The sequence below is a fragment of the Nostoc sp. FACHB-888 genome, from assembly GCF_014696655.1.
Lineage (GTDB): Bacteria > Cyanobacteriota > Cyanobacteriia > Cyanobacteriales > Nostocaceae > Nostoc.
In genome coordinates this window covers 1-14424 of record NZ_JACJQM010000117.1, presented here as the reverse complement: position 1 = coordinate 14424, position 14424 = coordinate 1, and the positions used below count along the sequence as shown (strand labels likewise).

At 40.2% G+C, this 14424-nt stretch carries 14 protein-coding genes and 5 pseudogenes; 11 read left to right on the top strand and 8 right to left on the bottom strand.

The window, feature by feature from the left end:
• Positions 1-2: 2 nt before the first annotated feature.
• Positions 3-257 carry a hypothetical protein gene (locus tag H6G26_RS32245; protein ID WP_190734836.1) on the top strand — a complete coding sequence of 85 codons (255 nt, stop codon included), beginning with the start codon at positions 3-5 and terminating at the stop codon, positions 255-257.
• Between the two features lie 82 nt (positions 258-339).
• On the opposite strand, the pseudogene tnpA reads toward H6G26_RS32245, so the two are convergent.
• From tnpA to H6G26_RS32225, 4 genes and pseudogenes are all read right to left on the bottom strand, one after another.
• Positions 340-552, bottom strand: a pseudogene (tnpA, locus tag H6G26_RS32240) (IS200/IS605 family transposase); the annotation flags it as partial.
• A gap of 48 nt (positions 553-600) precedes the next feature.
• A pseudogene (locus H6G26_RS32235) lies at positions 601-1929 on the bottom strand (IS701 family transposase).
• A 212-nt stretch (positions 1930-2141) separates the two neighbouring features.
• Entirely contained in the window at positions 2142-3575 is a 1434-nt protein-coding gene (locus tag H6G26_RS32230) for an ATP-binding protein (RefSeq protein ID WP_190734834.1), read from the bottom strand.
• Entirely contained in the window at positions 3572-3949 is a 378-nt protein-coding gene (locus H6G26_RS32225) for a response regulator (RefSeq protein WP_190734832.1), read from the bottom strand. Before H6G26_RS32225 ends, H6G26_RS32230 begins: the two co-directional genes overlap by 4 nt.
• A 497-nt stretch (positions 3950-4446) precedes the next feature.
• On the opposite strand from H6G26_RS32225, the pseudogene H6G26_RS32220 reads away from it, so the two are divergent.
• Positions 4447-4995: pseudogene (locus tag H6G26_RS32220) on the top strand (CorA family divalent cation transporter); the annotation flags it as partial.
• Positions 4996-5179: 184 nt separating this feature from the next.
• On the opposite strand, the pseudogene H6G26_RS32215 reads toward H6G26_RS32220, so the two are convergent.
• The 3 genes and pseudogenes from H6G26_RS32215 to H6G26_RS32205 form a co-directional block, all read right to left on the bottom strand.
• Positions 5180-5593, bottom strand: a pseudogene (locus tag H6G26_RS32215) (ISAzo13 family transposase); the annotation flags it as partial.
• 339 nt (positions 5594-5932) lie between these two features.
• Positions 5933-6082 (bottom strand): hypothetical protein, encoded by a 150-nt coding sequence (locus tag H6G26_RS32210; RefSeq protein ID WP_190734826.1) that lies wholly within the window; start codon positions 6080-6082, stop codon positions 5933-5935.
• A 14-nt stretch (positions 6083-6096) separates the two neighbouring features.
• Complete coding sequence (locus H6G26_RS32205) at positions 6097-6483, bottom strand: hypothetical protein (protein ID WP_190734824.1); 387 nt, start codon at positions 6481-6483, stop codon at positions 6097-6099.
• Positions 6484-6628: 145 nt separating this feature from the next.
• On the opposite strand from H6G26_RS32205, the gene phnC reads away from it, so the two are divergent.
• The 6 genes from phnC to H6G26_RS32175 all read left to right on the top strand — a co-directional run bounded on the left by phnC (position 6629) and on the right by H6G26_RS32175 (position 12087).
• Complete coding sequence (phnC, locus tag H6G26_RS32200; protein ID WP_190734822.1) at positions 6629-7441, top strand: phosphonate ABC transporter ATP-binding protein; 813 nt, start codon at positions 6629-6631, stop codon at positions 7439-7441.
• A gap of 67 nt (positions 7442-7508) precedes the next feature.
• The gene (phnD, locus tag H6G26_RS32195) at positions 7509-8444 is read left to right on the top strand and encodes a phosphate/phosphite/phosphonate ABC transporter substrate-binding protein (RefSeq protein WP_190734820.1); all 936 of its coding nucleotides are present in this window, start codon (positions 7509-7511) and stop codon (positions 8442-8444) included.
• A 108-nt stretch (positions 8445-8552) separates the two neighbouring features.
• A complete protein-coding gene (gene phnE / locus H6G26_RS32190) occupies positions 8553-9362 on the top strand; it encodes a phosphonate ABC transporter, permease protein PhnE (RefSeq protein WP_190734818.1) in 810 nt (269 codons plus the stop codon).
• 9 nt (positions 9363-9371) lie between these two features.
• The gene (locus tag H6G26_RS32185; RefSeq protein ID WP_190734816.1) at positions 9372-10361 is read left to right on the top strand and encodes a phosphonate dehydrogenase; all 990 of its coding nucleotides are present in this window, start codon (positions 9372-9374) and stop codon (positions 10359-10361) included.
• A 183-nt stretch (positions 10362-10544) separates the two neighbouring features.
• A complete protein-coding gene (locus H6G26_RS32180) occupies positions 10545-11420 on the top strand; it encodes a LysR family transcriptional regulator (RefSeq protein WP_190734814.1) in 876 nt (291 codons plus the stop codon).
• A 25-nt stretch (positions 11421-11445) separates the two neighbouring features.
• The gene (locus tag H6G26_RS32175) at positions 11446-12087 is read left to right on the top strand and encodes a class I SAM-dependent methyltransferase (protein WP_190734812.1); all 642 of its coding nucleotides are present in this window, start codon (positions 11446-11448) and stop codon (positions 12085-12087) included.
• Positions 12088-12419: 332 nt separating this feature from the next.
• Here the strand turns inward: H6G26_RS32175 and H6G26_RS32165 are convergent, their stop codons facing one another.
• Positions 12420-12773: a hypothetical protein gene (locus H6G26_RS32165; RefSeq protein WP_190734810.1), complete on the bottom strand. Its 354-nt coding sequence runs from the start codon at positions 12771-12773 to the stop codon at positions 12420-12422.
• On the opposite strand from H6G26_RS32165, the gene H6G26_RS32160 reads away from it, so the two are divergent.
• The 3 genes and pseudogenes from H6G26_RS32160 to H6G26_RS32150 all read left to right on the top strand — a co-directional run bounded on the left by H6G26_RS32160 (position 12766) and on the right by H6G26_RS32150 (position 13952).
• Positions 12766-12921, top strand: a complete 156-nt coding sequence (locus H6G26_RS32160) for a hypothetical protein (RefSeq protein ID WP_190734808.1) — start codon at positions 12766-12768, stop codon at positions 12919-12921. The two genes, H6G26_RS32165 and H6G26_RS32160, sit on opposite strands and share 8 nt — an antisense overlap.
• A 235-nt stretch (positions 12922-13156) precedes the next feature.
• Positions 13157-13500: pseudogene (locus tag H6G26_RS32155) on the top strand (IS4 family transposase); the annotation flags it as partial.
• A 281-nt stretch (positions 13501-13781) separates the two neighbouring features.
• A complete protein-coding gene (locus H6G26_RS32150; protein ID WP_190734804.1) occupies positions 13782-13952 on the top strand; it encodes a hypothetical protein in 171 nt (56 codons plus the stop codon).
• Positions 13953-14424: the final 472 nt, after the last annotated feature.

Below are 14424 nucleotides of genomic sequence, written 5' to 3'. Positions count from 1 at the left end.
ATATTTTCTCAGAGCCTATTGGTGAAACAACTGATGTGGAAGTTTGGCTCTTGCGAGCAGGGCTAAAATTTTCCGACTTAGGTAATGATGCCCTTAGTATAAGCATCCGTAAGCAGTGGCGGGAATATCAAGCGGCAGTGCAGATATGCTGTGCAGTTTTACACTTAACACCAGAACGCATTCAATTAGGAGGCGTTTATTCTCTTTTGAGAATACCTGATTTTCAAATTAAATTTACACAAAACAATACAATTTGAGCTTTTTCAGCAGCAGCCCCGCGCTCTACCCAGAGGGTGAGCGTTGGGAAGAATGGGAACAGCGACGAAACGAGCAAATCCCTCATACTGCGCTAACTGGCGCGTTTTGATTTTCAATGTACTGTCGCAACACAGAAACGGTCACACCGCCACAAGATGCAATGAAGTACGACTCATTCCAAAGCACATCTTTCCAATAAATCTGGTTGACATGATCTGCAAATTCACTCCTAATTCTGCGGCTGGACACAGATTTGATGTTATTGATGAATTTAGATAAATCCATTTGTGGATATCCCTCTTCTGTCACTCTCCGAGATAAGCAAGTAGTAACAAAGTGAAATTATCCAGAAGCATAACAGGTTTTAAATTGATTCATTGCACTAATTAATTGATTGAATCCCAGCAATAATTTAGAATTTGGGAAAATATGTATCCAGGGATAAATTAACCAAAATAGTAAGAGTGGTTGGGCAATGAGACGCAGATTATTTAGAGTATTTTTCCATCCGGATTCATGGTTTCATTGTTGATGATTAGAAAAATCAACATCACTATTTTTTTGGACCTCAGCTTCAATTTGACGAGATTTATTTAAGCTTAAGAAGGCTGGAGAATTTAAACTAATCATTGTGTACACACAAAAAATAATTTCCCACCACCTTTCTATATGTTGAAAATTTGTGAACCGATAATCTGTCCAGCCGAGTTCCTGTTTACACTGTCGAAATCCATATTCTACCCAGGTTCTTAATCCATATAAATCGCCTAAAGTTTTTTTGAGTTTTCCTTGAAGATTTGTCATCACGAAGGAAGTAGAATTTTCTAGCATGGTTTCTGGGTCAGTAGTTATTTCCCAGTAAGTTATGGCTCTTTTTTTACCATAAATTATTTCCCTAATGTATCGGGTTTCTGATTTTTGATTGCTAAATGTTCTTTCAAATTTACACCACTTATTAGCCCTAACGCTTTGTCCTCCTGGCAACCAGACTCCATGATTACTTCTAATTGCTACGACATAATCTAATTTATATTCAGCTACTTTTCTAATAAATTGGCTACTTTCACCATATAAACTATCTGCCAGTACCAGTTTAATATTAAAACCTGATTCAATTAATTCTGTAATGATGTCTGACGCTAACTCTATTTTAGTTTTATATTTATCCTCCTCTTTTAGCGTTCCTTTGGGTTTGAATACTTTTACAGTTAATGGAAACGTTATATTAGAATAAACTCCATAGGCATTGACTGAAACTATTCCATTATCGACTTTTCCTACACTTCCTAGATATTGCCTGGCTACATAATCAGTCTTTTTACCTTTTTTTCTATCTCCGGTTTCATCTATTACTACTGTAATCGCATTTCCATTTAGTACTTTTTTAAGTTTATTTAATCTTAGTTGTTTTAATTTATCTACTGACCAGTCTGAATTGGCTAAAAAATGATGTAATGATTGTGCGGAGTTTATACTTACGACTTTCGCTATCTCTGGTAATGATTTTCTTTTAATTTGTGACATTATTCCCAGATGTAAATATTTGAAGCATTCATAATTTCTTACTTCTTTAAACAGGTCTTTATACTCTGCACAATATTCATCTATGGTCGCAACTGTTGGGTGAGCATCTCTTGCCAAATGTTTCAAAATTTGTAATTCTACATCCATTGCCCTACTTACCTTTCAGGGTTTTCTTTTTTTATTCTTTTATTCAGAATAACCGGAAAGTGACAGAAGAGGGATAGTACTGAATAGCAGACTATCGCTCATTCTGAATCTGGACTCCGAAAGCGTTCCAGTTTTTATTTAGAGGCTGTTTGATTAGATTGGAATCGCCGTGGCTTTAGCCCGGTGAGGATGTCAACAATACCAGTTGAACCTTACTCTGCTCTCGCTTTCAGCGGTAGGCAAATCATAAAAGTTGCTCCTTCATTGGCTACACTGCTAGCTGTGATACTACCTTGATGAGCTTCAATAATCCGCTTGGCGATCGCCAAGCCCAGACCGCTACCACTGCCTTTACGGGAGGGGTCTGTAGTATAAAATTGCTCAAAAATCCGTGGTAAATCACCCTCACTAATGCCTCTTCCTTGGTCTTGAATTTTTACAACTACTTGTTTCCCCTGGTTATACGCAGAAATAAACACTTGAGAATCTGATGCTGAATGTTTGATGGCATTATCTAGCACATTTAAAATAGCTTGTAATAGCCGCTCTGGATCTCCTTGTATTTGTAGGTCAATCACTTTTACTCGCACAGATATACCAAGGGCTTGCATTCGGGGTTCCATTGTACTAACAGCACGGTTAATTAAACCCGGTAGTGAAATAGTCTGTTGTTCGAGTTGAGTGACTCCCGCTTCTAAACGCCCTAGATCTAACAGATCATGAATCAGCCTTGATAAGCGTTTGATTTCATTCTCAATAGTTTGGAGAAAGCGATCACGCAATTGAGGTTCTTCGTATGCTCCACTTTTGAGTGCATCTATAGTCACTTGAACGTTGCTAATGGGCGTGCGGAGTTCATGAGAGACATTTGCCAGAAAAGCTCTGCGTTCTTGATCAAGCAAAGCCAACCGTTGACTCATTCGGTTTAGCTCCGCCGCCAACTGATCCAACTCATTGTTCTGATGGATAATCAGCTTGTCACCAAAATGACCACTGCCCAAGCGCATCGCAAAAGTCTGCATAGTTTCAATTGGTTTTGAAAGACCACGAGCCAAGCGGGTACTAATCAGTGTACATAGTAAGATTGTCAATACCAAAGTTCCCAAAACACTCCAGATCACTTTGGCAAATTGAAGCTGAAATTGCTCCAAAGTGATGGATATTCGCAGCACACCCAGCAATTTCCCATTACGCACAATTGGTTTAGCAATGTAGAGACGGTCTTCGTTGGATAAAACGCCTTTTGCAACCCCCCGTGCAAAACGGTTTTGTAAAGCTTCCGACATTCCTGGAACCTTGTACCAGTCAGTTACTTGTTGATCTAATTTTGGATTAGAAGTAGCTAATATACGACCTTTTTGATTAAAAATCCGAAGCGTTACTGTTTGGGCAGCGCCATATCGCTGTACCAACAGTTCTAAACGCTGGAAATTTTGTGCTTCTAGGCTATCTGCCGCACTTTCGCTCAGAGCAGTTGTCCAGTTATCTAAATCAGCTTGTCGTGTTTGCATGAAGTAAACATGGAATGACCACAGGATGTAACCTGCCATCAAGGTGGTTCCTAAGCCTGTCAACAGCACGTATGTAGTTAGCAGCTTGGCATGAATAGAATTCAATTTGATGCGGCGAGACAATCGGTCTATCATTCAGGGTAATCCTCAGAACGACGACGCAAAACTGCTTTTATGCGTGCCAGCAGTTCATGGGTGTTAAATGGCTTAGTAATATAATCATCTGCTCCCGCTTCCAAGCCCCAAATTTTATCAATATCCTGATCTTTAGCTGTTAACATCACAATAGGAATATCCGAAAATGCCCGAATTCGCCAACAAACTTCCATGCCGTCAACTTGTGGCAGCATGAGGTCGAGCAAAATTACATCCGGTACTTGCTTGTGAAATTCTTTGATAGCACTATGCCCATCTGCCGCTACTGTCACTGTATAGCCTTCTTTTTGCAATGTGTAGGTGAGGCTTTCACGGAAGGGTGCTTCATCATCCACCAGTAATATATGAGGCATTTTACAACATTAATTTTAAATCCTAATTTAAGCTTGTGAAGCAGCTGCTTCACAAGCATCCCTCTGCGGACACAAATTCAGATCGACCAGTTTTTACATATTTCTAACCAAATTAAGCATTTCCAATCCCAAAATCAATCTGTAATTTTAGTTACGCCGCGCAAAGACAAGTATAAGCTATATCATTCATAAATAATTAATGTCAACAGTATAGCCAGTTATTTGCCGATGTGAAACATTTTGAAGCATTCAAGTATTTACTGTATTTTCTCAGAAATCAGCTCAAAATCGCTGCCGGAGATAGCGAAAATAGTAGGGTTAAAAGACAGCTAATTCCCGCATTTTTTGAGAGATGCACTGTGGGATGTCAAAAAAATAGGATAAATGAAGCTGTGGTTAACAAAAATGTTGATTGGAGAAAGAGAAATAAATTTATGTATTGACGAAACAGGAGATAAAACCAAGATAGAATTACTTTTTAAGGCGAGCGCAAGAGGATGGCAAAAAAACCTTTTCACCGTTCTAGAACCGTAGCAAAATCCCGTGTTAATTACGTCTACAGCCAAACAGTTAGTTTGCCGGGAACCCTCAACATTGAAGTAGATGCCCTGCCTCCTAAAATTGTTTTAATTGACTATAACGAGGTTAATCAAACTCAAGTGCAACTCGAAACACCGGAAGAGTGTGCACCTTATCTGGATACTGAGTCGGTTTCTTGGGTCGATGTTAGAGGCTTAGGCAATCAAGATATTATGCAACGCCTGGGTAGGGTTTTCTCGTTGCCACCGCTGATTTTAGAAGATGTGGTCAACGTCCCTGAACGTCCGAAAGTGGAGGACTACGAAAACCAACTCGTGATTATCGCCCGAATGGTAATCACCAATGAAAGGGAAACTGGATTCTATAGCGAGCAAGTTAGTTTTGTATTGGGCAAGCATTACTTGCTGACCATTCAGGAGGAACCAGAACGTGACTGTTTTGAATCTGTACGGGCACGAATTCGCAATAACAAAGGTACTATCCGCAAGCAGAAAGCTGATTACTTAGAGCCTGTCAAGAAACAACTTTTACATGTTGAAGTATAGATGTTATGCTTAAACTATGAAAAAAGCTAACAGGAACGAGTAGGTAAATACTAGGGCTTGCTAGTGTGACAAAACAAGAAATAGATATAAATAACGGGTAGACATGGCAACCTTAGAGCCTGTCAAGAAACAACTTTTACAAGTCTCAGAGAATATTGAGGTTTGGTGAGATAGTGTAATTCCATTCGCCATGAAATTCATGTGGCGTAATTTGCACAGTTGCTAGTTCTTCATCTGATACTTTCACTTTTGTTGGATACAGCCCTGTATCTAGTTGTGCTTTTACATTTAATCCAGTTTTTGTTTTGGTTGCACTAATTAACTCAACAATGACCTCGTGACTCGTTAACGGACAGCCTCGCCAATTCATGCTGATATGTGAAAATAACCGATGCTCAATCTTATTCCACTTGCTAGTTCCGGGAGGCAAATGACAGACAGTGATATCTAACCCTGTAAGGGTAGCAAATTTTTGCAGTTCGAGTTTCCATAATCGAACACGATAGCCATTGCTGCCACCACAATCAGCATTGATAAGCAACTGTTTAGCATTAGCATAAGAGCCTGTCAAGAAACAACTTTTACAATTTATTATCTAAAAACTTTACTGAGAAAGCATTTTTAGCTCAAAAGAGGCAAGGTTGTTACATGACAAGCTCTTAGTTTTCCTAAGCTACTGCTAAAAAAAACTTTACAACCAACTTATTTTCGACCGGCTAACTTCAGTTTAAAGACCTTTTATGATATAAGCAATTATATTTTATTTTTAATTTAATAAATAAAAGTGATTGATTATCCTACATTATTTTTGAGTTTAAATTGATTTAAAGGCCAGCCCTTTCAACGCGAACAAATGAACTACTGACGCAACTAAAATTTAATTGTCTTAAAATTACACCTACCCCCTGCCCTGACCAGATTTCAGCTTTATCAGCGTGCCATTCATATCTGCGCTTTCGGCAATATCTAATTCAATGTCTCCAATAACAATTTGGAGGCGAATTAATGGAAACTGAAAATTAATAATGGTTTGGGGCGATTGCCCCATAAGACACTTCACCGTCAGCCTGACTCATTGCCGCCACCAACCGCCCCCGAAAGAACAGCCAGCACCTGCCTCAATTCAGATTTTTGTAACTGCGAATGGGCGAAAAAGCGAATTGCGAATTGTACTTGACCAATCCCCCAAATCTTCGCTGTGCAGAGATACCCGGTAATAGCGGCAGGGTAAGCGATGCCTACGGCAACCCGTTTGCGTAGCGTCTCCGACAAGAAAAGCGGGAACACACTGCACAGCACAGCCGGACTCGTGGCATTTTTCGATAAACACGGAACTTTCAGCAGCAATTGCCTGAAGCCTGTCAGTACTAACAATCTCATTTTCAAGCGCAACAGGGTAGAGCATTCTGGTGATCGCTTCCTCAAATTCAGCCAAACTGCTTTAGCCAATATTTTTGTTTTTAACCTAAAACAACCCGATTGTTAACCTCAACTTTAAACAAGGGTGAAAACTTATTCTTATGCAACTAACGTTTTGATTACGTATTCAAATCAACTGCTTGTAGATTGTATGAGATAGGGGAATTTTCCTAGGATGATAATTCAGCTTGATCGCTTGAGTGTAACTTATCCTGGCGGAGTTCAAGCCCTCCAGTCAGTTTCTTTAAACTTTAACCCAGGAGAGTTTACAGTTATCTTGGGAGCTTCTGGTTCGGGTAAATCAACGTTGCTCCGGTGTTTAAATGGACTCATCCAACCAACGGCAGGGTCTATTACAGTAGAAGGTTGCCGCAAATTCAATGAACCCAAGGTACTGCATCAGCATCGCCAGCGCACAGGGATGATTTTTCAACAGCACCAGTTAATTGGTAGACAAACTGCACTACAAAATGTGTTGACTGGTCGTTTAGCCTATCACTCAACTCTTAGAAGCTTTTTTCCATTGCCCAATGCTGACAAATATATAGCATTGGAGTGTTTAGACAGAGTAGGATTGTTGAATAAAGCCTTAGCACGAGTAGATAATCTTAGTGGTGGACAACAGCAACGGGTAGGTATTGCGCGTGCGTTGGCGCAGCAACCCCGGTTAATTCTGGCAGATGAGCCGGTTGCCAGCCTTGACCCTGCTAGTTCCCATAAAGTGATTTCTTTTCTACGTCAGATTTGTCAAGAAGACGGCATTGCGGCAATTATGAGTCTGCACCAAGTAGATTTAGCTAAAACCTATGCAGACAGGATAATTGGTGTATCTCAAGGTCATGTAGTTTTTGATGGTAATGCCGCAGATATTAAAGAAGCCGAACTTAATCGCATCTATAGCAACACCGAAAATGTTCACCTAGATGATGCAGAAGCATTAATGGGGAAGGCATCTGGCAAAGCCTCTTATAGAGAAGGTAAAAGATAAGGTATTATTCCCAGTCCCCAATCCCTCAAGAGTTTACATATCTATTTGATATATCAGGAGAATTTTTATGGTGATCGCAATGAAAAAAAAATTACTCATATCTGTTGCTGTGACTGTGTTGTCTTTGGTTGGTTGTCAAGCATCTAACAACACTGCTACGAATGGTTCTGGTTCTGGTAATGCTAATACCGCATCTGCAATTGACCCTAGTGTATCTGATCCGGAAACTTTAAAGGTAGCTCTTTTACCAGATGAAAATGCTTCAACCATCATTAAAAATAATCAAGGTTTAGAAAAATATTTAGAAGAAAAGTTAGGTAAAAATATTGATTTAATTGTAACTACTGACTATTCTTCCATGATTGAGGCGGCAAGTAGCGGACGTTTAGAATTAGCTTACTTTGGTCCACTTTCCTATGTTTTAGCTAAAACTAAAAGTAATATTGAACCCTTCGCAGCTTTAAAAAAAGACGGCGAAACCACTTATAAATCAGTAATTATTGCCAATGTCAAAAGTGGTGTTAACTCTATTGAGCAAGCGGCAGGAAAAACAGTAGCATTTGGTGATCAAGCTTCTACTTCTAGTCATTTAATTCCCAAATCAATGATTGCTGGCAAGGGTTTACAACCAAAAAAAGATTATCAAGAAGCTTTTGTTGGTTCTCATGATGCAGTTGCTTTAGCAGTTCAGAATAACAATGCTCAAATAGGTGGATTGAGTAAACCTATTTTTGAATCTTTAATTGAGGGCAAAGTTATTGATAGTAGTAAAGTCAAAGTTTTGGCAGAATCTAAGCCATTTCCTCAATATCCTTGGACAATGCGCTCAGATTTGAACCCAAAATTAAAGGCAAAAATTAGTTCGGCATTCGTTGAACTGAAGGATGAACAAATTCTCAAAGCTTTTAAAGCAGATGGGTTTGATGCCATTACAGACCAAGATTATGATGTAGTCAGGGATTTAGGTAAAACATTGAATCTAGATTTCAAAAAACTAAATTAATAGAGAACAATTCAACTAAAAAATTGAAGAAATTCTTGTTTCAAGGAAGTGATTTTAATAGCACGTATTGCTTTTTTCGTTTCCCTTCTGCCTATTTAATCGAGTTTTATGACAACCAATAGTTATCAAAAATTTGAACCGCTGTTAAAACAACAAAGAAAACAAAGACATAAGCATTTACTACAAGTAGCTGTTGTTGCAGTCATTGTGATGATATCTTTCTGGTTAGTTGGTCTTTTTGATTGGAAACGATTGGCTGAGGGTGTGCCTAGTGGGATTAATTTAATTGGCCAAATGCTACCGCCTGATTTTAGTTCGGTTATCAACTGGATTAAACCACTGTTTGACACCTTGGCGATGAGTGTTGCAGGAACCGCGATCGCAGTTGCTTTTTCTCTACCGTTATCACTACTAGCAGCTGGTAATACTACACCCCATCTGGTTGTATTTCAGGCGGCACGTCTGATTCTCAATGCTTTACGGGCTGTACCAGAACTGATTATGGGGATTATTTTAGTGGCTGCGGTGGGGTTTGGTGCATTGCCAGGAGCATTGGCAGTGGGGTTACATTCAATTGGGATGGTGGGTAAGTTTTTTGCTGAGTATATCGAACACGTACACTCTGCACCAATCGAAGCAGCACAGGCGGCTGGTGCAAATAAAATTCAGGTAATTTATCACAGTATTTTACCGCAAGTTTTGCCGCAAATGCTAGATGTCACCTTATATCGTTGGGAATATAACTTTCGCGCTTCTACTGTCATAGGTGCAGTCGGGGCAGGTGGAATTGGATTTGAATTAATTGGAGCTTTACGCATCATTAGGTACGAAGAGGTGTCAGCAATACTACTCGTAATTCTGATGATGGTGATACTGGTAGACAGTTTCAGTAGTTATTTACGTAGACGGTTAGCTTGAGGAGAGACCATGAAGCCAAAGGTTGTGATTACTAACTGGGTACATCCAGAAGTTATTGAACTCCTTGAATATAATTGTGACGTGATCGCTAATCCTAATAAAGAGTCTTTATCTCGTGAGGAAATTTTGCAACGTGCTAAAAATGCTCAGGCATTGATGGTATTTATGCCAGATACCATTGATGAAGCTTTTTTGCGGGAGTGTCCCCAGCTAAAAGTGATTGGAGCTGCCCTCAAAGGCTACGATAATTTTGATATTGATGCCTGTACCCGTTGTGGTGTCTGGTTTACGATTGTGCCTTCTTTGTTGTCTGCACCCACTGCCGAAATTACTATTGGGTTATTAATTGGGTTAACACGACAGATGTTAGTGGGCGATCACTTTATTCGCACAGGTAAATTTGCAGGTTGGCGACCTCAATTTTACAGCCTAGGGCTAGCAAATCGTACGTTGGGAATTGTCGGTATGGGTGCATTAGGCAAAGCGATCGCCCAACGTCTGGCGGGTTTTGAGATGCGGTTACTCTATAGTGATCCGGTAGTTTTACCTCCAGAACAGGAGGCAGCTTGGAAATTATCACGAGTGCCTTTTGAGACCTTAATTGAGGTGAGTGATTTCATCGTGCTGGTAGTACCTCTGCAACCAGCAACTTTTCATTTAATCAATGCCAACACCTTAGCCAAAATGAAACCAGGCAGTTTTTTAATTAACCCCTGTCGTGGTTCCGTAGTTGATGAGCAAGCTGTGTGTAAAGCTTTAGAATCTGGACATTTAGCAGGCTACGCTGCCGACGTGTTTGAAATGGAAGATTGGTATCGTAGCGATCGCCCCCATAGCATACCCCAGTCATTAATAGAAAACACCAATCAAACGTTTCTCACTCCACATATTGGATCTGCCGTTGATGATTTGCGGCGGAATATTGCCCTAGAAGCTGCCCAAAATATTCTGCAAGCCCTGCAAAATCAAAAGCCAAGGGGAGCAGTTAATTGTCCATAAAAAGTCAAGTTTTCTTTTACCTTTTTACTTCCTTGTCTCCTTTAAAAAAGTTATTTAATCTTGGCTTTTGAACGCTAATTGCTACTCTGCCAGAAGCCGCGCAAGCGCTTCTACAAGTTGGGAAACCCGCCCAACACACTGGCTATTTCTTACTTTTGATTTTCGACTTGATTTGCCCCACCTATGAACTTTGAGTACATAGAAACCTTTTTAGCCGTTGTCCACACAGGAAGTTTTCGTCAAGCTGCCAAACAACTGGGGATTTCCCAACCTGCTGTCTCACAACACATTAAAAATTTAGAAGCATCATTGAACACTCAACTGATTATCCGCGATCGCAAGGGTAATCAATTAACTCCTGCGGCACAGAAATTACTTCCCTATGCCGAAAGTCTAATTTTGGTGATACAAAGAGCACTTTCAGCCCTCAAATCTACAAAATTACGAATTGGGGCGAGTTCTAATATTGGTATTTATCTCTTACCGCCGTATTTGAAACACCATTTGGAACTGTATGATAACTCCTATGAAGTAGATTTAGTAATTGATGCTAATCCGGTGATCGCCGACAAGTTAGAAACTGGATTAGTAGATATAGCCTTAATGGAGTGGTGGGATAATCGTCCTGGGTTTACAGCTCAACTTTGGCAAAGCGAAGAACTTGTCTTCATAGTGCCACCAAATCATCCTTGGCAGAATTTGCCGAAAGTCCCTAAAGCCTATCTAGAAAATATCGAAATGTTAGGCGGAGAAAAAGGTACAGGTACTGGACGCTTACTACAGCAATTTTTTGGTGAACAAGTTCACAAGATGCGAATTTCCATGCAATTGGGTAGTACAGAAGCTGTCAAACGAGCTGTACAAGCAGGGTTAGGAGTTTCAATTGTGCTGTCAAAATCAGTTACTCAAGAGGTACAAGCAGGGTTACTATACGCCATTCCTATAGATGTAGATAATAAAACCCTACGCAAAGAATTATTTGTTATCTGGCGCAATAGCATATCTTGCAAGAATCCAGTCCACCAATTCGCTCAAATATTATTGAATGAATCAACTTGAGCTAAGTACCAGGCAAAAAATAGCTATGAGTGAAAAAGTAATTCGCCAACAATACGACCAGATGGCAGATTCATACGACCAGCGTTGGAATGCATATATTGCCAAATCATTATCTGCTCTAAAAAATTGGGCAGAGATTGCACCAGAAGCGACAGTGCTTGATATTGGCTGTGGAACAGGAGGATTTGAGCAATTATTACTCACTGAAAATCCACAGCAAGTGATTACTGGAGTAGATATTTCAGCAGAAATGCTCCTCGTAGCTCAACAAAAATGTCGTAATTATTCTCATGTTTCATTTCAGAATGTAAGCGTATCAAATTTACCATTTATAGATAACAGTTTTGATGTAATTGTATCTGCAAGTACATTTCATTATTTTGATGATCCTCATGCTGCATTAATAGAAATAAGACGTGTTTTAAAACCAGAAGGTAAAGTATTTATTTTAGATTGGTGTAAAGATTATTTATCGTGTCAGATATGTGATTTTATATTGAAGTTTGTTGACCCTGCTTACAAACAGTGTTACACCCAAAAAGAGTTTCATAGTTTACTAAGGTCTGCATATTTTGATATAGAGCGCGTAACTAAATTTCGTTTTAGTGTTGTGTGGGGAATGATGATTGCTGAAGTTACACCACAAACTTTACATGACAGCGTTTAACGCTTTCCTAAAAAACCGCATTTGCTTGAGGTTGAGAAATAAACTCAAAACCTGACATAAACCCGCTCCAGCAGACTGATGAGCAACGGTGGAATGTCTTTATCCCAAGGTGGCGAAAGATACTAGCATTCTTCTAGTCTGTGGATCAGTTGAGTCATGCGATTACCTCCTGATTTGACAACAAACTGCACAAATTATGTGATTCGGCTACTGGCATTATTGAACCGTTGCAATTTCTTGTGATTCACAACTCGGGCATGAATGCGTTGTCACAACCAAACTACTGCTGCACTTCTCTCTACTCTATCCTGCCCTTCAGGGCACTACCCATATTAATCAACATCTGCGATCGCCTCAACGTTCTTCCAGCCGGGAGGCAGAGAGTCGTAGCTCTTGACCCCGCCAATCAGTTCGGGAATGGTCAAGTATTCAGTAGTGGATTTAACTTGGGTAAGGGAACTGCCATTGTCAGTACACAAGGATTCAACTGTAGGCTGTTTCCCTGCCAGGACGGTGATTTGGGTCGCTGTACCGTTGTTACTGCTGGTTTGTGACGTGATTGACTCAGTAGCAGTACGGGTGTAAGATTTTTCAACAAGCATAGTAGTAGTTAGGGTATCGGGCTGACCGATACCATTACTTAATTGTGCAAGTTTAGAATCATTTTGTGTCCTATTTGTGGACATTCGGTCAGTCACTAACCCAACTTCTCCACCACACAGTTCCGGCAGCGATGCCTACGGCAACGTCAAGGACGAACGCCTTATCATTTCCCGCAAGGGCGATGTACCTGTGGCAGGAATCCCCAGTCTTCAAGGGAACACAACAAGGTAATATCTGCATACGAAAAGCTGTTGTTTCCGTGCCCAGTGGATTCATGTTTGTTTGACCAAATTTTGACAACCATTGGTTGTCACGCATTCAGCCAAGAGTGTTGTATTGGGCTTGGTTGATTGCGTCTAATCCTTGCAGAGTGCAGCTTTAAAAGTTTTGCGTTCTTTTTGCATAAAGTACAAAACTCTAGCTGAAGAGTATTACATAGCAAACGAATTATATAGGTGGATCAAAGATTCAAGTACGAGTGATAGAGTATACTATCGACTCAGACAATGAACAACAAACTTACCGTTTAATTACCAATTTGGTGGACATTGCTCTATTCCTGGCTTTGTTATTGACCACAGAATATCATCAGTGTTGGGAAATCGAAAATACGATTGATGAGTTAAAAACTCATCTTAATGGGCGTAAAACTCCTATCCGTTCTCTTAAACCCCGCGAAGTTGTTCAAGAAACCTACGGTTGGCTTTTAAGCCAACAATAATAGTTCAAGCCGCAACTATTGCTGGAATATCTCCATTGCGCTTAGGTAATACTTGTACTCTCAGAGTTAAACGCCTGTGCTATTGCTGATTTTCAGTCCGGCTAACAGTGAGCAATTACCCAATATTCTCCAAACTAATCCTTGAAATTTGGGATCAAAAAATTCCGCCAAGGCAAGGCAGAACAAATCCCAGAGTCGTTAAAAAACCTCGTTCAAAGTTTCCATCTAAAAAACCAATCCACAGAGCCACGGGTACTAAACTTCAACCACGCACTTTTTTTATTCTTAATACTGCTTAATTCTTAACCGAGAAGTATTGCCCTGTATCCCACAGTTTCGACTCAGCGTACAGTTAGCCGGTGTTGGGATAATGTGCCGGATACGTAGACGCTTTAAGCGGCTTGTCGTAGACATCGCCTATTTGAAGAAAGCATTACGAACGAGGATTGGGGGCGAATCACCCGAAGCCGTGTTTGTGGCGGCTTGCAAGGAGGGACGGAAACCAGAGTCAGCCCAGGTCAAATCTGCTGTGAAGGATTAGTTCGAGCGGGCGCGACGAGAGAGAATTGTGATTGCGATGTCGGGTGAGGTTGTGTACACGCCGGATGGGGAGGCGGTGGAATTGCAGGAGATGATGCGGCGGTTTGGGGTGCAGAAGTAAATACTGCTCACTATGTCAACTACCTACATATATAACTACAAATATAAATTTTTTATCAAGCAACTAATATGTTATTAAATGTTTAAATGACAGTTATTAACTGTCTTAACTGTCCTTGCATTCTCCTAAAAATCGTGAAATATTAGAACCATGAAGTGCGCTATCAATAAACTTCAAGCAGCCTCCACCAAAGCATTTGTCACGTTGGACACTTGAAGCCAGCCACTATATGTGCTGCTGCAATAATATTCTGCCCAAGTCTAATGTCTTGAGGCGAACGTTATTGTGCGCCCGTTGTCTTTTACGTTGACAAAACCTGCATCTATATCCCTATACATAAAAAATCTTTGTG